This window comes from Chungangia koreensis, assembly GCF_042651785.1.
Classification (GTDB): Bacteria; Bacillota; Bacilli; order Bacillales_A; family Planococcaceae; genus Chungangia; species Chungangia koreensis.
Genome location: NZ_JBHSEC010000019.1, coordinates 252,428 through 272,251, shown reverse-complemented (window position 1 = coordinate 272,251; position 19,824 = coordinate 252,428). Strand labels below are relative to the sequence as shown.

Annotated in this window: 21 protein-coding genes; 20 read left to right on the top strand and 1 reads right to left on the bottom strand. The window is 42.2% G+C overall.

Translation table 11 applies throughout. The features are described from left to right. Positions 1-96 precede the first annotated feature (96 nt). From cpaB to ACFOZY_RS10375, 17 genes are all read left to right on the top strand, one after another. Positions 97-924: a Flp pilus assembly protein CpaB gene (gene cpaB / locus ACFOZY_RS10455; RefSeq protein WP_378155131.1), complete on the top strand. Its 828-nt coding sequence runs from the start codon at positions 97-99 to the stop codon at positions 922-924. Positions 925-926: 2 nt separating this feature from the next. Beyond that, positions 927-2,087 (top strand): AAA family ATPase, encoded by a 1,161-nt coding sequence (locus ACFOZY_RS10450; RefSeq protein ID WP_378155129.1) that lies wholly within the window; start codon positions 927-929, stop codon positions 2,085-2,087. Positions 2,088-2,099: 12 nt separating this feature from the next. After that, the gene (locus tag ACFOZY_RS10445; RefSeq protein ID WP_378155127.1) at positions 2,100-3,449 is read left to right on the top strand and encodes a CpaF family protein; all 1,350 of its coding nucleotides are present in this window, start codon (positions 2,100-2,102) and stop codon (positions 3,447-3,449) included. Continuing rightward, positions 3,446-4,372, top strand: a complete 927-nt coding sequence (locus ACFOZY_RS10440; protein WP_378155125.1) for a type II secretion system F family protein — start codon at positions 3,446-3,448, stop codon at positions 4,370-4,372. The genes ACFOZY_RS10445 and ACFOZY_RS10440 overlap by 4 nt, the downstream gene beginning before the upstream one ends. A 4-nt stretch (positions 4,373-4,376) precedes the next feature. Further along, on the top strand, positions 4,377-5,309 hold the full coding sequence (locus ACFOZY_RS10435; RefSeq protein WP_378155123.1) for a type II secretion system F family protein: 933 nt from the start codon (positions 4,377-4,379) through the stop codon (positions 5,307-5,309). Between the two features lie 25 nt (positions 5,310-5,334). Further along, a complete protein-coding gene (locus tag ACFOZY_RS10430; RefSeq protein WP_378155121.1) occupies positions 5,335-5,541 on the top strand; it encodes a hypothetical protein in 207 nt (68 codons plus the stop codon). Between the two features lie 30 nt (positions 5,542-5,571). Continuing rightward, on the top strand, positions 5,572-6,978 hold the full coding sequence (locus ACFOZY_RS10425; protein ID WP_378155119.1) for a vWA domain-containing protein: 1,407 nt from the start codon (positions 5,572-5,574) through the stop codon (positions 6,976-6,978). Positions 6,979-7,146: 168 nt separating this feature from the next. Then, entirely contained in the window at positions 7,147-8,859 is a 1,713-nt protein-coding gene (locus ACFOZY_RS10420) for an ICP22 family protein (RefSeq protein ID WP_378155117.1), read from the top strand. Between the two features lie 48 nt (positions 8,860-8,907). Further along, complete coding sequence (locus ACFOZY_RS10415) at positions 8,908-9,507, top strand: hypothetical protein (RefSeq protein WP_378155115.1); 600 nt, start codon at positions 8,908-8,910, stop codon at positions 9,505-9,507. Next, positions 9,504-9,851 (top strand): hypothetical protein, encoded by a 348-nt coding sequence (locus ACFOZY_RS10410; protein ID WP_378155113.1) that lies wholly within the window; start codon positions 9,504-9,506, stop codon positions 9,849-9,851. Before ACFOZY_RS10415 ends, ACFOZY_RS10410 begins: the two co-directional genes overlap by 4 nt. Continuing rightward, positions 9,848-10,522: a hypothetical protein gene (locus tag ACFOZY_RS10405; protein ID WP_378155108.1), complete on the top strand. Its 675-nt coding sequence runs from the start codon at positions 9,848-9,850 to the stop codon at positions 10,520-10,522. Before ACFOZY_RS10410 ends, ACFOZY_RS10405 begins: the two co-directional genes overlap by 4 nt. Next, on the top strand, positions 10,503-10,973 hold the full coding sequence (locus ACFOZY_RS10400; protein ID WP_378155106.1) for a DUF4234 domain-containing protein: 471 nt from the start codon (positions 10,503-10,505) through the stop codon (positions 10,971-10,973). Before ACFOZY_RS10405 ends, ACFOZY_RS10400 begins: the two co-directional genes overlap by 20 nt. Beyond that, positions 10,924-11,322, top strand: coding sequence for a hypothetical protein (locus ACFOZY_RS10395; RefSeq protein ID WP_378155104.1), 399 nt, complete (start codon positions 10,924-10,926; stop codon positions 11,320-11,322). Before ACFOZY_RS10400 ends, ACFOZY_RS10395 begins: the two co-directional genes overlap by 50 nt. Further along, complete coding sequence (locus ACFOZY_RS10390; RefSeq protein ID WP_378155102.1) at positions 11,319-11,990, top strand: pilus assembly protein TadG-related protein; 672 nt, start codon at positions 11,319-11,321, stop codon at positions 11,988-11,990. Before ACFOZY_RS10395 ends, ACFOZY_RS10390 begins: the two co-directional genes overlap by 4 nt. 298 nt (positions 11,991-12,288) lie before the next feature. After that, positions 12,289-13,002 (top strand): response regulator transcription factor, encoded by a 714-nt coding sequence (locus tag ACFOZY_RS10385; protein WP_378155100.1) that lies wholly within the window; start codon positions 12,289-12,291, stop codon positions 13,000-13,002. Then, entirely contained in the window at positions 12,980-13,150 is a 171-nt protein-coding gene (locus tag ACFOZY_RS10380) for a hypothetical protein (protein ID WP_378155098.1), read from the top strand. The genes ACFOZY_RS10385 and ACFOZY_RS10380 overlap by 23 nt, the downstream gene beginning before the upstream one ends. 2 nt (positions 13,151-13,152) lie before the next feature. Next, the gene (locus tag ACFOZY_RS10375; RefSeq protein WP_378155096.1) at positions 13,153-15,312 is read left to right on the top strand and encodes a histidine kinase dimerization/phospho-acceptor domain-containing protein; all 2,160 of its coding nucleotides are present in this window, start codon (positions 13,153-13,155) and stop codon (positions 15,310-15,312) included. 45 nt (positions 15,313-15,357) lie between these two features. Here ACFOZY_RS10375 and ACFOZY_RS10370 read toward each other — a convergent pair whose 3' ends face one another. Next, the gene (locus tag ACFOZY_RS10370; protein WP_378155094.1) at positions 15,358-16,005 is read right to left on the bottom strand and encodes a CPBP family intramembrane glutamic endopeptidase; all 648 of its coding nucleotides are present in this window, start codon (positions 16,003-16,005) and stop codon (positions 15,358-15,360) included. Positions 16,006-16,134: 129 nt separating this feature from the next. On the opposite strand from ACFOZY_RS10370, the gene ACFOZY_RS10365 reads away from it, so the two are divergent. The 3 genes from ACFOZY_RS10365 to ACFOZY_RS10355 all read left to right on the top strand — a co-directional run bounded on the left by ACFOZY_RS10365 (position 16,135) and on the right by ACFOZY_RS10355 (position 19,692). Continuing rightward, a complete protein-coding gene (locus ACFOZY_RS10365) occupies positions 16,135-17,145 on the top strand; it encodes a potassium channel family protein (protein ID WP_378155092.1) in 1,011 nt (336 codons plus the stop codon). A gap of 74 nt (positions 17,146-17,219) precedes the next feature. After that, positions 17,220-19,133: a mechanosensitive ion channel gene (locus tag ACFOZY_RS10360; RefSeq protein ID WP_378155089.1), complete on the top strand. Its 1,914-nt coding sequence runs from the start codon at positions 17,220-17,222 to the stop codon at positions 19,131-19,133. Between the two features lie 91 nt (positions 19,134-19,224). Beyond that, on the top strand, positions 19,225-19,692 hold the full coding sequence (locus tag ACFOZY_RS10355; RefSeq protein WP_378155087.1) for a DinB family protein: 468 nt from the start codon (positions 19,225-19,227) through the stop codon (positions 19,690-19,692). The last annotated feature ends 132 nt before the right edge of the window (positions 19,693-19,824 follow it).

The window sequence follows — 19,824 nt, the reverse complement described above, 5'->3', positions numbered from 1 at the left end:
CAATGTTTTTTCAGTAGTTATATTGAAAATATAAACTATTACATTTAGATTATGGGTTTTTCAGACTTGTTACATCTGGAAGAAAGAGGGAATCACATGTTAGAAGCAAAAAGGCGTGCAGCGATCTTTCTAATTCTTGCTTTCGTACTGGCAGCAGTTGCCGGTTATCTTATTTTACAAAAGGTAGAACAATTGAATTCCGAATTGGGCGGGATGGAAGAGATTTACGTTGCTCTCAAAGATGTTCCTACCGGAGCAAAATTGAGCTCTCATATGTACACGACAACCGAAATCCCCAAAAAGTTTTTAAATGAAAAATCACACATCACTGACAAAGCAGATCTTGAAAATAAAGTGACGATGGTTGCATTGAAAAAAGGGGATATCATCACACAAAACATGTTGAAAGGCTACTCCAATTTAGTGAATGAGTCAAATCGTACTGTTGCAATTCCGTATACCGAAAAAATTGTTTTTGACCAAGAGCTTGTACCGTTGGATCGAGTGGATATTATTGTCTCTCATGAAGTAGACGGTAAAAAGAAAACGGAAGTGTTTATGAAGGATGTATTAGTTACATTTGCTGATGAAAAAGACTTCAAAGGAGTAGCCGTAATTGTTCCAGTTGAAGATGTTCCAAATCTTATACATATGCAAAACTACGCAGAACACATAAGAATTATTAAATCTAATAACAAAGTAGAACTGCTAACGGAAGCTGAAAGTAATGAAGCTAAAGAAGATACATCACCAAAAGAAACAAAGCCTGTTGAAACACCAGCGGCAAAACCAGCTGGAGAAAACCCTTCAGCCTCAGAAACTCCTTCTGCAACACCAACAACTACACCTCCTGCTAAACAGCCAGCCGGGAGCAATACAAAGACTGGCACAAAGACGAATACTCAAGGGTCAGGGGGTAAGTGAGAATGGATCAAAAGTTAAACATTTTAGTCATCAGTGATGAGGACAGCCTTCGCCAGCAACTGGCCACAATTGCCGAGAATACTGGTGAAGCCGTCCTTGCAGCGACGACTGCAGATGCTGTCCGTGAAATGAATAGGGTAACCCGGGATATTGTGTTGTTTGCCCAACCGGAAAATGACTTGGCGATTGATATCGTTCAAACACTGCGGCAGATCAATCCGGCGGTAATGATTACTTTCATTGCATTGGAATCAGATTTTGTACTTTTGCGGAACTTAATGAGGGCCGGTGTTGATGAATTTTACGTGTTCCCAGATGAAACTTCTCTCTTTACAAGCCGTTTCCCAACTGCAGTAAAAAACTATTCTATTCAGAAGAACTCAAGAGAACAAACGAATACCATTACCTTCGGGCGAGGTAGAGGGCAAATCCTCTCCTTCTATAGCGGCAAAGGAGGAACAGGTAAAACGACGATTGCTTCTTCCTTTGCACAAACATTGAAACTGGATTCGACAGCTGAAGTGATTCTGATTGACTTGAATGGTCAATACGGTGGAATCGAAACGCTCTTTTCAATTGAATCGAACCGTTCACTTGCGGATTTGCTGCCAGTAATCGAGGAGTTGAACGAAAGTCATATTCGGAATGTTTCAAAAACAGAAGAAAATTCTAAACTCGAAATCCTAATAAGCCCTAATGATGCCGAGGTTGCTGAATCGCTTGGAGAGGATTTTGTAGCCAAACTCTTACGGACGTGCAGACGTGCATTCGACTATACAATTGTGGACTTACCATCTTCGATTAATGGCCCAGTCGTCACAGCAATGGAGGAATCGGACAAAATCTTCTACGTCCTAACACCAGATACACCATCTTTAAAAGTATTGAAACAATTCGAGGACCTGTCCATCCGACTTGGTATTCATTTGGCTGACCGGATGGAAATCGTCTTAAATCACTCCTCAAAAGAAAATGAAGTAAAAGAAAGTGATTTGAAAAATGTGCTCAGGTATCCACTTGCCGCGATACTGCGAAGAGATGTAAAAGGACTGCAAACGTTCGTGAATAAAGGGGAACCTGTTCGGAAAACTCCGAAAGATCGTAAGCTGATTCCATTTGCAAAAGATATTCGGAAATTTTCACGTGAGTTGATGAAACGATAGGGAGGTGTTGGCATGGCATCGATTTTCGAAAGACGGAAGGAAATGGCCGTACAAAAGAAACCTGTTTCCTATAAGTATGAAAACCATCTTGTAGATGAATTAGTCGAACACTATAAAGCACGTCTATTGCGGGATACGAACCTTGAGGCGTTAACACAGCTTTCACAAGGCGAGATGAGACTGAAAATCGAGCAATATGTGTCGCATTTCATGTCGGAGGAGCGGGTGATCATTTCCCGCCATGACAAAGAACTTCTCATCACGCGAATTTTAGATGAATCAGTTGGGTTTGGACCGTTGGAACCACTCATTAATGATCCGGATATAACGGAGATTTTGATCAACGGTTACAACGAGGTGTATATCGAGCGGAAGGGGAAGCTCGAAGAAGCAGAAGTGAAGTTCCGAGATGATGAGCACGTCCGGCATATTGTAGACCGGATCGTTGCACCACTCGGTCGTCGGATAGATGAAAGTTCTCCAATGGTTGATGCCCGACTTCCAGACGGAAGCCGTGTCAATGCAGTTATTGCACCGATCAGCTTAAACGGAACGCTCGTTTCAATCCGGAAATTCAGGGCGGAGCCGTTCCATATGGAAGACTTATTATCCTTCAACTCATTGAGTGAAGAAATGGCGTTTTTCATTGATAGCGTCGTTAAAGCAAAGATGAACACATTAATCTCGGGTGGTACGGGTTCCGGTAAAACGACCCTTCTCAACGTAGCGGCAATATCCATTCCACATCATGAACGGGTCATCACCATAGAGGACTCCGCAGAGCTTCGCTTAGACCGTCCTAACGTCGTAGGAATGGAAGCCCGGCCGGCAAACGTGGAAGGCAGAGGGGAAGTCACTATCCGGAATCTGGTACGGAATGCCTTGCGGATGAGACCTGACCGAATCGTGGTCGGTGAGGTGCGTTCAGGGGAAGCATTCGACATGCTTCAAGCGATGAACACCGGTCACGAAGGATCTTTGACGACGGTCCACGCCAATTCACCTGATGATGCACTGCGTAGGGTTGAGTCCATGGTTATTATGGCGGGGATGGATCTTCCTTCTTCCGTAATTAGAGAGTATATTGTCGGTGCACTCGACATCGTAATCCAACAGACGAGACTGACAGATGGCACACGGAAAATTGTCTCCATATCAGAAGTACAGAAAAAGGACGATGGGTCGTCCAAAATCGTGGAAGTCTTTAAATTCCAACGAACAGGAATGACTGAGGATGGAGGCGTATTAGGTTACTTCACGGCGACCGGTGAGATTCCGCATTGTCTGGAAAGGTTGAAGATGTTCGGAATAAAAGTCCCTGAAAATCTCTTTGCTCCTTCAAGGGAGGTGGTGCACCGATGATGGAAGCTTCCATAGCCGCCATAGCCGCTTTACTATTTCTGATCGGTTTGTACTTCTTCTTGGACTATCGGATGGAAAAAAGGGATTGGCGGAAAAAGAGTAACCAAATATATCGAGAAGGGGAAAAACGCAAGAGTGCCATCGTGCTATTGGGTGCTAAGTTCGATAAAACGGAAACGGCTAAGGAAATGGATGAGAAATTGGTTGATGCCAATATACCATTTACCCCTTCAGAATTTATCGGTGCCCTAATTGTCTCGTATATGGGCTTTATGATTGTGTTGATGAACTTCTTCAATGTACCAACTGGGATTGCACTAATTGTTTCCTTCCTTCTTCTTGAGGGTGGTAGACGGATGCTGTTCCTTGTCCGCAAAAACAAAAAAAGGCAGATGCTTGTGGAACAGCTACCGGAGATCTGTCGACTGCTTGCGAACTCCACACGCTCCGGAATGACGCTAAATCAAGGGATTCAGTTAGTGGCGAAAGAAATGGCAGAACCGGCTAAGAGTGAATTTAAGAACTTAGCTCATGAATTATCCCTCGGCATAGACTTCGGTGCCGCCATCCGGGCAATGGAAAAACGAGTGGATAATAAGGAATTCCAGTTGTTTGCGGCGACGATGCTGATCCAGAAAAAAGCTGGGGGTAACCTCTATGCCGTGCTGGATGAAATGAGCCAAACTCTCGATGAAAGAAAGTTGCTAAAGCAGGAAGTCAAAACGATGACGGCTGAACAACGATACGTTTCCTATATTGTTCCAGTCATTCCGATTTTCTTAGTACTCATGATGAACAATGTTATTGACGGCTTCCTCGATCCACTGTTCTCCGGAATCGGAATTATCTTATTTGCTATCTTTGTGGTGGGAACAGTGCTTACGTTTGTAGTCGTCAGAAAAATTACGAATATCAGGGTGTGATGAAATGGACGGAATGATTGCCATAACCATAATCGTAACAATCCTTTTTATCGGGATTGCACTCCGTTATATGTATGTCTATTGGTTAAAAAGTAAGGAGCTGAAAGAAACGCTCTCTGAAACACTCTATGTATACGATGCCTTTAATCGGAAAGAGACCCGTAAAGAGAAATTACTAAAAAGAATGTTTCACTTTGCAGATGACTTCTCAGATTTAGGCCAACGGATTAACTTCTTCAGTGAAAACGGGGATGTCAGAAAATGGTTGATCCAAGCTGGCTATCCATATGGTTTAACTATTGAGAGATTCCAAGGTTTGAAGATTTTCTTAACCGTATTAGGACTTTTTGTTGGTGGTATTCTGTTGGTTTTAGGATTCCCATTTTCACAATATATGGTCATCCTGTTACCTGTCGCTGGCTTTGGTGGAGCCATTTTATGGATTCAATCCAAAGCATCTGCAAGACAGACAGAAATCTCCTATCAGCTTCCCGATTTTCTCGACACGATGAGTGTGACCTTACAGGCTGGTGTTGCTATGGACCAAGCAATCCGTGACATTGTGCCCTATTTTGAGGGTCCAATTCAAGAAGAATTCGGTCGATTTATCCAGGAACTTAGTGTAGGTGTACCACGTACAGAAGCGTATCGTTCGTTGTTGGAACGGAATGACTCGAAAGAATTCCAGATTCTGATCAAATCTTTAATACAAGGAGAGCGTCTCGGTGTACCGATTGCCGATTCATTTAAACAACAAGCCGAAGAGATGAGGAAGCTCAAAAAAGAAATGATTAAGGAAAAGGCGGCTAAGGCTTCACCTAAAGTTACGTTAGTGACAACGTTCTTAATCTTACCGTCCTCCCTCATCCTAATCGGAGGCTTGATGATCATAAATATGTTCAACGAAAACAAAGGGATTTTTAATATTTTTCAATAAACCAAATAAAAGGAGAGAAATTGAAATGAAAAACATGTTAATGAATGCTTGGATGAATGTAATGGCGCCGGTGAAAAACGAAAAAGGGGCACAGTCTCTTGAATGGTTAGGACTTGCAGCACTTTTGATATTGGTATTGGGGATTATTTCTCAAGCAGTGAATGGACAATCCGGAGCGATTGGCACTTTGATCGGAAAGATCATTACGAAGATCAGCGGAATGGTCGGTTAATCGAAATCTTTAAGGACGGGGGGAAGAACCGTGAAGAAAAAACTAAGCTATCTCTTGATTCTCCTATTTTTGATTCTTGCGGGCTGCAATAAGGATAAAGATACCGATGCCGCCCCAATAGACGAGTTAGAACAACAAGAGGATGTACAGCAAACACCTGAAGCAAATGAGGGAGATAAGACTCCTGAAGAGGATGAACAGGGAGTAGCAGAAGATAATACGGCTCCTCCGCTTCCTACGACGTTAGAGGAACTGGATCAGTTGACACCGGGATATACAGAATACTTAGCTATTCTTGAAGAGGAAGACCAAAAGAAAATCGATGAATTGACTGCGGACTTGCCAGACATATCTGGTGAGCCTTCCAAAGAGGAATTAGATCGATACTATGAAGCACTTTTAGCAGTGTTCCAGCAAGACTTTAAAGGACCGGAAGACTTAATCAATAGCATGAAGTTCCAGGCTATCGGCAGTCCCGACATAGAAGATTCCCGCTATCAGTTCAAGGAAAATTTAAATGTCATGGTCATTTTGGATGCGTCAGGAAGTATGGCAAATTATGAAGGAAATCAAACGAGAATGGAAGCAGCCAAACAGGCCATTAATAACTTCGTCAAAGGCTTGCCTGAAGGAACAAATGTCGGGTTAAGAATTTACGGACATGAAGGTACTGGCAATAAGGAGGATAAAGCCCGTTCCTGCAGCAGCAGTGAATTAGTCTATCCGATTAGCCAATACAATGCCGGGAATTTTGACAAAGCACTAACTAAAGCAAAACCTGCAGGTTGGACTCCAATAGGGTTAGCGCTTAACGAAGCGCAAAAAGACTTGGCTTCATTCAAAGGGGATTTAAACACAAATATTATTTATTTAGTTAGTGATGGAATTTCCACTTGTGACGATGATCCGGTCGGTGCAGCAAAAGCACTTTTCAATTCGGATATTACTCCGATTGTAAACGTCATCGGATTCAATGTAGACAACGAAGGACAGAAACAACTGAAAGAAGTTGCTGAAGCTGTGGAAGGTTCTTACCAAAATGTTAAAGACGCTCAAGGGTTACAAGATCAGTTGAACGAAGCGGGTAAGGTTGCGGAAAAGTGGGAGCAATGGAAGACCGAGCAAGAAGGTTGGCTTGGATATTATCAAGTTAGTAATAATTTAGATATCTTTTCGTACCATTCACAGGAATTTAGAAAATGGGTCGACGAAGGCCAGCAAGTGGGCTTTACACTTCAGTATCTATATCAGCACAAAGATCTGATGTCCCGTGAATCCCATGATTATTTAAGGCAAAAAAATTCTGAATACCATGATTGGATTGAGCAAGAATATGCCCAATTGAAGAAAGACTTAGAAGCTCTCAATGAAAAGAACTATACAGAAGCGGTAAAAGCGCTTGAGAGTAAGTACTTGGAAAATACGACAACTCCTTAGTGGAAAAAAGTGCCAGCTACTCAGCCTCCTCTTTTGCATGGTGTCACCTGCAATGTTAGTCAAACCAGAACGGGCAAGAGAATTTGAGCTTAGAAAAGAATAAAGCGATGATGTCATCTTAGATTCTTCATTCAACCAATTAGATTATTCATGAATTGAGGTGACGTGATGAAAAAGAGAGTAACCCGAAGGTTTTTTGCCATAATCATGATCGGTTTTATGCTATTTTGGACAGCTATGCCCTCCCTTGGTATGGCAGCCTTTATGACGTATGGCACCCCGATTCAGTATGGTACGCCAATTACCGGCGTTAAACCGATGACTGGCGGAGAATTCATGGTTCCCGGGAATGTATATGATTATGGGAATCCTGTAAGTGGCGGACAACCTGGAAGTACCGGACAAATTATTATTCCGCAAAACCCTTCTGCAAATGGACAGTTCATATTACCGAACATTATTAACTCGCCTAAATATAATTTCTTGATTACTGGAAATGCCATGGATCCAGGTAATGTTATGACACCTGGCGAGGTTTCCGGTGGTGGAGATGCAGTAAATGCCGGAGATGCATCCTCTAATGGAAATGCTGGTGAAGGCGGTAATCCTGCTCAAAATGGAGAGGCGCTAAATGGCGGCGATGCATCCGGTGGTGGTAACACAGCAAACGGCGGTGACCCTGCCGAAGGCGGTAGTGCACTGGATGGTGGTGATCCATCATCCAGTGGTGATGCAGTCTCCGCGGGAAACACGACAAACGGTAATACGATTTCAGGCGGCGATGGTTCTAACAATGGAGAGATTACACCAGGGGAAGCCGGAGACGGAAATGCGTTGGATGGAGGAACCCCGGGTGAAGGAGGGACTTCTCCTGAAGGCAATAGTCCAGATGGCGTGAATCCGTTAAACCCCAACGATGGAGCTCCGGGTGGAAGTGGGCAAGATAGCAGCGGACCTACCGGTAATGGTGGGGGAGGCGATGCCACTAACCCATCTACTGACCAAACACCGTTACAAGGCTTTTTTAAGACGTTAAAGGATGGAAAAAGATATTTTGTTACCTACAAAAATCACTTAGCCAACATGTTAGATGGCACCTTGTCAATAATGGCAGGATTTAAACTGACAGATTTAAATACCGCTTCTGGCAAGAAAAATCTGTGGCGTATTTCGGGTGATCCGACAGCTGTGAAAGGAAGCGGGAAGCTGTCCACTTGGCTGAATATGCGTTACTCGGATTACCTGAATTCCTTCGAAAACTCGAAAGCTGTCGTAAAAGGTAAGGGCGGCGGAGTTGCAGAAATCGGAAAAGACGGTAAGAAGACAACGCGTAACTGGTCCATTTTCGCTCCCAGGGATGGTCAGGATTTAAAACAAAAGCGTATTCAAGGATTCCTGGATGAAATCGGTCCGAAATCGATTTGGAATAAATCGAAAGATTATATGAAGAAAAACTGGATCCCAACGAATAAGGACTTCTTTGGGAAAACAGCTTTAGCAAAAGGTAATGGGATTGCGAATATTTTCCTTAGTGTAGGAAGTCGTTTAGCTGAAAATGCAGCGGATCCATCCAGAACTGGAACCGACCTGGCAGCTGGAATCACGACAGATGTCTTGCTCGGAGCAGGCCAAACAGCAGTTAGTGCAGCAGCAGGTTGGGGTGCATCTGTAGCTACGGCCGCGGCAGTAGGAAGTGTAGTTCCTGGTGTAGGAACTGTAGTTGGAGCGGCAGTCGGCTTTGGACTGGCATGGTTTATGAGTACAGAGACCGGTAAGGGAATTAGTAGAAGAGTTGAAGGAGTCGTAAAGGCTGGGATTAATAAAGCCAAAGACTTCGGAAAAGGAATCGTTAATGGATTGAAAGGGTTATTCGGAGGGTGATCCCCTCCGGATAAATTCTATAGACATTTTTTATAAGGGGTGATCAACATGATGAGTGATTATAAGGCGGCTATCATTTCTTTTTTCCTTCCGCTTGTATCTGCATTAATAGGATTATTTATGCCGGTATACGATGAGCTGTTTTTGAAAATAACAATTGGACTGTATTTCATTTCAATCACACTCTATATCGGGATGTTAATCGGTTACAAAAAGAAAAGAAAGAAAAATGCACCTCGAATCATTAACGCCCTTAACTTGCTGTTGTTTTGCCTCTTCTTTACATTCCCGTTAATGAAGGTTTGGCCCGAAAATGTCTTCATCCCCATCCTATTAGGCATAGTCTTCTTTATTTGTGTGTGGTTAGCGACCATTGATCAACGAAGCAAAACACCTTTAGTACTTTCGGACAATCAAGATAAGAAAGGGATATGGACCTATGTTTTTTATGCAATTCCCGTAATTGTCATCTTTGTTGGTGGAGGCGGTAACTTTATAGTCGTAAGGGAAATGCATTTAACGTTCGGGGAAGGACTTATGTCGGTCTACGGAAGTGTGCTGCTTTACATACTGGGCTGCTGGTTAGGGTTCTTCATGTCTTCCCTGTCCTATAAAGGTCTTGTGCTGAATGGGAGGTTGGTGAAATGAATTATTTAAAAGTAATCGGCATTGTCTTTCTAATGATGACCGCTCTTAGTTTTCTATTAGTGATCATTATCCCAAATTACTTCGTTCACTCTCTCATTCTCTTCTTCATTACATATGGTGTTGTCGGATTTTTAGTGAGGAAGTGGAAATATCCCTATTTCTCGGGTTATATGATTGCATGTTCCCTTGCAATCGCCAATACGCTTTTTGGAGAATTTGTCATTGGAATTCCGTTGATGTTCACACCTGACATCGGGTTTTGGAGCTTCATATTTGCGACTTCCTTGACATTGGCGAGTATCTTCATTGCCCGAAAGATTGAATATAGGGGGGAAGTTGCATGAAGGAAGCAGCGTATCATTATAATCAGCAATTATTAAAGATCATCGGTTTTTCCGGAGTAATCGGCATTCCAGTTTTATTTTTAATCATGAATGCCAGCTTTGTCTTCGCCAATACAGACTTGGAGGGTCAAGAAAACTTCTTATTGATATTTTCAAATCTGCTGATGTTTATCTTATTCATTCAACCGTTACGATTCCTATTTGAGCGGTCCGACCAGGACGAGGAAGTCACAATGAAAGAAATCATTCGTCACTTTTTGTCATCGATCGGTCCGATTTTAATCATGACCTTCGTCATGATGGGCTTGGTCTATATCGGAATGATGCTGATGATGATACCAGGAATCATTCTTTTTCCATTTTTGTTCCTCATGCCCTTTATGTACGAACGAGAGATGACCGTGAAAGAGTGGGTCAAAAAGACAATCAGATTCCATAATGATCATTTAATTTCCATTTGGGTTCAACTATTACTATGGGGCTGTTTCGCTTTTTTGGTTTGGGCGGGATTTCTCTATTTACTATCACTATTTGAAATGACGGTGCTGGCCTTCGCCATCGCTCGAATGATCTTCTGTCTATTTGTTTTTCCGTTCATCGTCTTTGGAATCTCCGATCGATTACTCGAGTTAGCGAAGGAGGGAGCTACGCATGAAAACTCATACATTTAAAAAAGTGAATCCGTTTCTTTCATTCCTTTTGACGAATGTAACGCTTGGTGTCTATGTACCCTATTGGTTTCTTTCAAGAAAAGATTCCATCCATCGGTTAGGGGACTCAAACGTAAAGTTTCCACTTCTGAAAATCTTGTTCTTTTGTTATCTGTTCTTAGCCATCTATTATGTGATCGGAGCAGCTGTTTTCACGGAGATGGGGAGAAGTTTCATTGAAACAATCAACCTGTGGATTACGTTCACAGGCTTGGGGATTACATATTATAGCGTGTTTCGGTTAGCCGAAGAAATTGAGCGAGAATTTCCAGATGTTCACTTCAAACGAATGTTGTTGGTGCTATTCCACATTTGGTATATCCAATTCAAATTGAACCAATTGCCGAAGGAGGACGGAACCTATGAAAATGAAAAGAGTATTAAAGGACGAAAGAGGCTCTCTTTCAATTGAGTTTTTAGGTATTCTACCGTTCTATTTCTTATTCTTCCTATTGTTATGGCAAGTGGTTGCCTCGGGATATGCAGTATTGAGTTTGAAAGCTGCAGCGAACGATGGAGCTCAAGTATATTCGGTGACGGGTGATTATGATGAAACCCTTGAAGCGGTGAATAAGTCAATTGGCGGTGGTAGCCTAATTCAGAATCATAAGGTTACGGTGAATATGGTACCGGGAAGTTCAGACCTATTTGAAGTTAAGATAAACGCAAGCCATCCCTTAGTGTTTCTTCCTGACAGTTGGAAAAAAAGTACAATGATTTCTTTGGAATCAACAGCCACGGGCAAGGAGTTAGTGCCATGAAGCAATTGGCAGATGAAAAAGGCAGCTCACTTGTCTACCTATTGTGGATCTTAACTGCTACCATCGTGCTCTTCCTGATTCTCACAAATATCGCTCGAATCTACATAGTGAAGCAACAAGCTTCAGCTGCAGCGGAACTGGCGGCATTGGCAGCTACGGGTGATATATTGTCAGTAACAGAGGAAGGTATTAAAGAATACGATAATGCCATGGCATCTTGGATGGCTGCAGATGGTTTGAGTTACGATGATCCTCTTTGGGAAGAAATTGAGCTGGAGCTTGATGGATTAGTAGCGAGTGGTAAAACAAAACATGAGGCATATACAAAAGTGTTTAATGAGAAGTTGCCGAGTCTTCTATTCGATGTGCCAGCAGTAGTTCCTGATGCTCCACCAAATTTAAAGGATATCGTAAAGTCTAGATTTGACACGTATCTTGCATCGAGAATGGATACGACAGTAAGGCAAATCATTAGGGAAAATGAAGGTAATGATGAGCCTGGTCACGTGGAGATTGTGATCTCGCCGGACAAGAGCCGTGTAGAAGTAAAAACAGATGCAACGTACGATACAATTACTGACGGTAGCTTATTAGCTTCATTTTCTGAAGATATTCCACAAAAAGGGTACGGGCCTCCATTAAAATACTTAGAGAAGATATTAAACTAAACCGTCTGGCAAACCGCCGGGCGGATTTTTTATGAAGAGATTTTATTATATGGGCGGATAAGTGGGTGAAATGGGCGGATAAATACTGTCTATGCTCGGATATCTCCCTCCTATGCTCGGATATCCCCCGTCTATGCTCGGATAACGCTTGCCAATGCTCGCATAGCTCCGTTCAATGCTCGGATGCCCATAAATTAGGACACGAAATTCAAAATAATGGCCTCTTATCAAACAATCTTAAGAATTTCTTCATTTTTATCCTCATAGAACCTTAAGATTTTGCGGATACAATTGTATCATGAAGGAAAGAGAGGTGCGGACGGTGACACAATTTACTGTTTTGGTGACGGATGATGATCAAGATATCCGTGATGGGATTGAGATTTATTTGAAAAATGAAGGATATCGGGTGTTGAAGGCGTCGGATGGCCAAGAGGCGCTGGACCTCCTTAAACATAATGAAGTTCATCTATTAATACTCGATATTATGATGCCGAAGATGGACGGGATCTCGGCAACTTTCAAAATTCGGGAGGAGCGGAATATCCCGATTATCATGCTAAGTGCAAAGGCGGAGGATTCGGATAAAATACACGGATTGTCAGTAGGGGCAGATGATTATGTAACGAAACCTTTTCATCCCTTAGAATTGATGGCTCGTGTGAAATCCCAGCTTCGTCGGTATGTCACGTTAGGTACATACAATGAGCAGAAAAAAGTAGAAGTAAATGGATTGGCATTGGATATGGATGCTAAGGAATTATCATTGGACGGTGAGCCGATAAAACTAACGCCCATTGAGTATAAGATTATGGAATTACTGCTTTCGAATGCGGGAAGGGTCTTCTCCATCCGGGATATATATGAGCGAGTGTGGAACGAACCGGCTTACAACGCTGAAAACATTGTGGCAGTCCATATCCGGAAGATCCGTGAGAAGATTGAGGCAGATCCGAAAAATCCAAGATTTTTAAAGGTGGTGTGGGGAATTGGATACAAAATCGAAAAGTGATTGGAGTCTTCTATTTTCCATCGTTGCCATCGTCATTGGACTGTTAAGCATTTTATATTGCTCCACTCATATAGTGGAACCGCTTAGCCAAGTTGAATCTTCCAAATTCTTCGCGCAGCTTAGCCGGTATATCAGAGGGGGAGTTTAATCATGGGGAAAACAAAATGGCTTCCTCTTATCTGGGTTTCATTATTAACAATCGTCCTGTTGGCATCGCTTATGGTGTTGGAAAGAGGTCGGGACTATATCGGCAAACAATATTTCATCTCCGATCAATTCCGGATGGAACTTGATGAATTCATTGAAAAGGCTGGACCGACTGTATTAAATCCTCTGAATCCAAAAGAAGCAAAGGAACAGATTACAGTTTCACAACAAGAAATTGAAGAACATAGAAACCAATATGGTTCGTTAGCCGATCAGATTGAAAATATTCAAATGCAATACGAAGACCGAATTGCCAGTGCGGAGGGAAATGAACCGTTTAAATCTGCTTTGATTGAGGAACGCGATGCCAAAATTGAAGACATCCGGAAAAACTTTAGTGATGATAAACATGTGGAAGCAAAAATTAGAAAAGAAAAAGAGGCACTGATCGATACCTATATGAATGAGCTCAAGAATATACGTGAACAAGTTTCTGGCGAATATGGATACTTTGCTTATTCTTTAGAGAACGTAAACACGGGGGAAACTTTTAAAAGAGGAGAGCTTTCAAATGCCATCTATAAGAAAGAATACGATAATAATCATGGCTTGTTGAGAGTAGAAGCCGTTTCCTATAGTACGAATGCTGGCAATGAAGTGGCGGGAATCATCGGAAACCAAGTCCAGCAGTTTTCTGGAACGATTGCTATTCCTAAAGCTGCAATAGACTCCATGGATTATTCACATCAGTACTACGAATTCAAGAAAACGAAATATACGATTTATGCATTTATCTTGCTCGGAATCCTTGCTCTTGCCACTATTCTATTCAAATTGAAATTTAACCGAAATTGGTTCACTGGCAATAAATTCAGTGACTGGTACAATTCCATTCGGATTGATTGGAAAGCTGTGCTCATCTTCGTCAATGCAATGGTCGCCTATGCTATTCTGATCAATACAATGGGTGTTTTTTTATACAACCACTATTCAATGGATTGGATGAACCGGATCCTACACTTCTTATTTTCAATCGCATTTGTTGGGATATTGATCTTCCAGGCGGTCAATATCATTGGACAATATAAAAATACGGAAGTATTGAAAAATGACCTTCGTAATAGCTTTACGTTTAAGCTAACAATCGGAATCCAAGATCTGTTCCTAAACCGGAGCATCGGAGTCCAAACATTGTTCTTGTATGCCATCGCATTTGCTGCAGGTTTCGGATTGCTCGTCGTGTTCATGATGCCACCTGCAATAATTATTTACTTGCCGCTATTCTTGTTCATTGCACTGCCAGCCATTCTTATTTTACTTAACCGGGCGGGCTACTTGAATCGGATTATGAAAACGGCTGAACAGATGGCAGAAGGGAAGCTGCACCAAGAAATCGAAATCCGTGGGAAATCTCCACTTGCTCAGCACGCAGCCAATTTAAATAAATTGCGTGAGGGTGTACAGTCCTCAATCAGCGAACAGGCGAAGAGCGAGCGTTTGAAAACTGAACTCATTACGAATGTGAGCCATGACCTCCGTACACCGCTGACATCCATCATTACGTATACGGACTTATTGAAAAATCCCGATCTGACAGGGGAGGAGCGGGAGAAGTACATTGAAATTCTTGACAGGAAATCACAGCGTTTGAAGACGTTGATTGAAGACCTTTTCGATGTTTCAAAGATGGCGAGCGGCAACATCGAACTTCAGAAGCAGCGCGTCGATCTCACCCAATTGCTTCAACAAGCTTTAGGTGAACATGAGGAAGAAATCATGAAATCCGGATTAGAGTTCAGAAATAATATACCTGACGTCCCGGTTGTCGCTTATGTCGATGGTCAAAAGTGGTGGAGAGTGCTCGATAATCTCATCGTAAACGCCATTAAATACACGCTCGAAGGAACACGTGTATACGTGACATTGCGTCAAAATGGAAGCGAAGCGGAGTTCGTTGTTAAAAACATCACAAAATATGAACTCGGAGAGAACGTGGATGAGTTGTTTGAACGATTCAAACGGGCAGATACATCCCGGCACACCGACGGCTCCGGTCTTGGATTGGCGATTGCTCAGTCTATTGTCGACCTCCACGGTGGGCGAATGAAGATCGATGTAGACGGTGACTTGTTTAAAGTAACGGTTACGATTCCAGTTGTTTAATGCTAAAAAGCGTACTCGGGTTAGTCCTCGAATACGCTTTTTTTATTAGAAATAAAACAAGTAAGCCCCGACAAATAAAATTCCTAAATCTGCGAACATGTGAATAATCCATGATGGAAGAATCGTACCGCTTTTTTCATTGATCCACTGGAAGATATATCCACCAATCCATAACCCCGCTAAGGCAAGCAAGAGCACTGGGAGAGTAAACCAAGGAAGGAAAATCGCTATGTGATAGACCGCAAAAAACAGAGGAGGGAGAATCCACCTCATTTTAGATCCCTGAAAAGCCCCCGTTAAAAAACCTCGGAAGAAGAATTCCTCCAAGAACGAATTCCCAAACAATATGTATAAAGCTACGAACGGGTAAATCGCGCCCGTCACCCCTACTCGTGTTTGTAAATCCAGTAACAATGAGTCCGTATCGATGAAGGATTTCACAATTATAAATGCACCGATGATCAGAAGCATAATGGAAAATCCTGAAACAACCGCCATCCTAATTGCTTTTCGGTCAGTTTTTCTAAATGATAGGAAATCCAATCCTCGTTTTTTGAATAAAAGCAATGGAACGAACAGAAAAAGCACAACTTTTGCAGCAGTTTTCACAATATAAGCTACACCGATCCCTTGCTCGATCCAAAGGAGGAAGAAAATACATATGATTGAAAGGATTAAAGCTGATTTTTTCAACAGTTTCCCTCTTTCCGTTTTTAATCATGACGAAGGAATGAATGATGAGGTTCTTGATAGATTATTTGTTTCGGATAAAGGGTATTTTGAGGAGAGAAACCTTAGTTAGAAGGTGTTGGGATGAATAGGATGGATTGGAGCGAAATACGGCTCAAATTTAGACATATTATTTTATCTGTCAGCTGGCTTGTCTTACTGGTCATAATTGCGACGATGGGGTTCAAGTACCTGGAGAACCTTAGCTTTTTTGATGCCTTTTGGATGACGATAATTTCATTATTGACGGTTGGTTATGGAGATATTGTGCCTGAAACGGAGGTAGGGAAAACCTTTGCCCTCATCATTATTCCAATCGGTTTTGCGATCGTGTCCTACGCATTTGGTGCGGTCGCCTCTTATATTATTGAACATCAATTATCAGAAAAGGTGTGGAATAAGCGGATGGAACATACAATTGACAATTTGGAAGATCATATTATTGTGTGCGGTTTTGGACGGGTCGGCCAACAAGTGTATCACCAACTGAAAGACCAAGATATACAAGCTGTTTTTATTCATGATAATGAAGAAGAGCTGCTTAATGTACTGGACAGAGGGGTGCTGCGCATTATCGGTGACCCAACTCAACGCTCCATATTGGAGAAAGCGAGTGTGGATAAAGCACGCGGGTTAATCGCAGCTATGCATAACGATTCGGATAATGTGTTTATTACCCTAACAGCAAAAGGCATCAATGAAAAAATTGAAATCGTCTCGAGAGTTGAAAGAGAAGACTCCACTGATGTATTAAAAAAAGCAGGTGTATCAAAAGTCGTGAACCCTTCCACAATCGGCGGACGTGAGCTGGTGTTATCCGTGCTAAAGCCGGCAGGTGTCGACTATGTGAATTATTTGATACAGGAAAATGAAAAGAACTTCGCCATTGAGGAATCAACAGTGGGAGAAGATTCGCATGTAGTCGGGAAGTCCATTTCCGAGTTAGGGATCCGTCGAAAATATGGAGTGACGATCGTGGCGATCAAAAGAGGCGATAACATGATTAATAATCCTAAGCCAGATGAACAATTCAAGACAGGGGATATTGTTGTAACGTTTGGTGATGGGGAGCACAACGAGAAGTTTAAAGAATCAGTACGATAAGGAAGGCAATAGGTTTAGAATCTCCTCTTTTTAGGAATAGGTTAGAAAGTTGCTTAGAAGGAGGTTCTTTGTAGATGTTTAATGAATACTACGATACACGAATCATGAACTGGCTTCCGGAACTCATGCTTGGACTTTTAATTCTCCTTGTGGGGTTCATAGTTGCGAAGGTAGTTGAAAATGCAGTCTACCGGTTATTGAAAAAGAATCGAGTAGATGAAAGGTTTGGCGCAAAAACAGCAAGTCCATCAGAACAACCAGAGAAAAAGAGGACCCATATAGCAGATATTATTTCAAAAGTCGTCTTCTTCATCATCCTGTTTTTTGCAGTGGTCCTATTCTTCAATATCATGGATTTAGATATGGTAGCTTCGCCATTCGTATCCATGTACTCATCACTATCCGGAGCGATTATCGGAATTTTAAAGGCCGCATTAATCTTGGTCTTAGCTTGGGTGTTGGCAACGGTCGTTAAAAAACTGATCCTCATGGCTGGAAAGAAACTAAACCTCAACCGTTTCCTGACCAAGACTGGCACCTCTCCCGCAGATGTCAATAAGGCAAAATGGTTTGAAACCCTTGCAAATATTGCATTCTATCTTATTCTATTACTTTTCCTACCAGCTGTCTTAAATGCCCTTGGACTTAGTGGAGTCAGTGGCCCATTCGAAGACATGCTGACAGCATTCCTGAACTTCATACCGAAACTTGTTGGGGCGGTTTTAGTATTTGTGATTGGATGGTTTGCAGCTAAAATTGTCCGAGAAATCCTTACAAAGTTCCTCCAATCAATTGGAACTGATCGTTTAGTGGAGAAATTCAACTTAGAAGGTATGTTCAAAGGGACGAGCCTTTCAAAAGTCATCGGCCTGATCGCCTTTATCTTCATTCTCATACCCGTAACGATTTCAGCATTGGAAGTGCTTGATCTAAACGGAATTTCTGAACCTGCGATTGACATGCTGAACAAAGTTTTAGCTATGATTCCAAACATTATCGTTGCTATTCTTTTAGTTTTAGCGGGTATAGCAGTCGCAAAATGGGTAAAAGGTATAGTAGTACTGTTTCTTGAGAATTTAGGCATCGATTCGTTATTCGGCAAGATGGGTGTAAAGCAGACTGACGAAGATGGAACACCTTTCTCCTTCGCACAGATTATTGGTACGATAGTTCAAATTATCGTCATCTTGCTGTTTGTTTCAGAAGCTCTTCAAGTAATGAAACTTGAGTTCATGATGAACATTGCAGGTGCCATCTTTGCTTACTTGCCAATGGTGATTGCAGCGGTCGTTATCTTAGCAGTAGGATTCTGGCTGGCGAACTTAGCAGAAAAATTCGTTGGTGCTGTGATGAAAGACCCATCCGGCTCACCTCATGTTTTACGATATGTAGCAAAATATGCGATATTGGCTTTTGCCTTCTTTATGGCTTTAAGTCAATTAGGCATTGCGCCGATGATCATTAACGTAGCGTTCATGCTCATATTAGGTGGACTGGCGTTGGCGTTCGGATTGGCATTCGGTCTCGGCGGAAAAGATCATGCGTCCCGCTATCTATCGAAAATGGAAAAGAGCTTAACTTCTTCAAACGTCTCGAAATCCGCGTGGGAACAGAAAAAATATGAAGAGAAACTGAAAGAAAAAGATTTCGAACAGCGCGCACAACAAGCCGCTGAGAAGGTGGAGGAAACGATGGATAAACAAAATACTAATCGACCAAATACAAACGGCCCTGAAAAAAGCGATCCGGACTTTAATCCGATGAATCCTGCAGGTACTGTAAGGAAGGATGCAAACCCACGTACAGACGAAGCATCAGATAGCCATCTATATGGAACAAGTGCTCATTCGGACGAACTTCCTTTGACAGATCCAGGTGAAGGGAATGTCGGGGAATTCCGCGAAAACGCAAATGAAAGATTTACCGATAAAAGAGATTCTAATACTTCTGCATTCGATGAAACTGAAAACCGGGATGACAATCAATAGTCCTAATGAGCAAGGAACGGATAAAAGCAGCTGGTCATTTTGGACAGCTGCTTGTCTTTGATGGAGAAAACATACATGAAGGAGAAACCATATGAATACAACATTGAATCAACTGAAATTTACACGAATCTATACTTTGGGCAAGTTAGCCAATACGGAAGGGCCAAAATGGGATCTTCAACCTGAGGGAGTAAACAACACAGTTCGATGGAATGCGGGCCATGTTTTTGTATCGATGGAGAATTTCGTCCTTCAAATCGATCCAACCTACGAACCTGTACGACCTGATTGGTTCCCGTTTTTCATGAGCGGAACCAGTCCTGCTTCATGGGAGGAAGCACCACCGTCTGAAGATGATATCTTAGAAGAATTGAAGAATCAGCCGGATCGAATCATTCATTTTCTCGAGGATAAGATGGAGCAACTTCTTCCAAAGGCAATGGAAATTGGAGATTTTCACAGTATGGTAGATGCCGAATCTCTTCTCCAATTTGCAATTTGGCATGAAGGAATTCATGCAGGTGTCATTCATGTGTTGAATAATGTGAATTGCAACTAATAGAAAAGAAGTAAAAGCCCCGTATTCTTAAAGAAGATACGGGGCTTTAAGATTGTAGTTGGGGAGCAAAGGCTAAGTACGCCGCGTCCAAGCTGCTCCACCGCTTCGCTCGTCGCAAAATTGCTGGGAAGC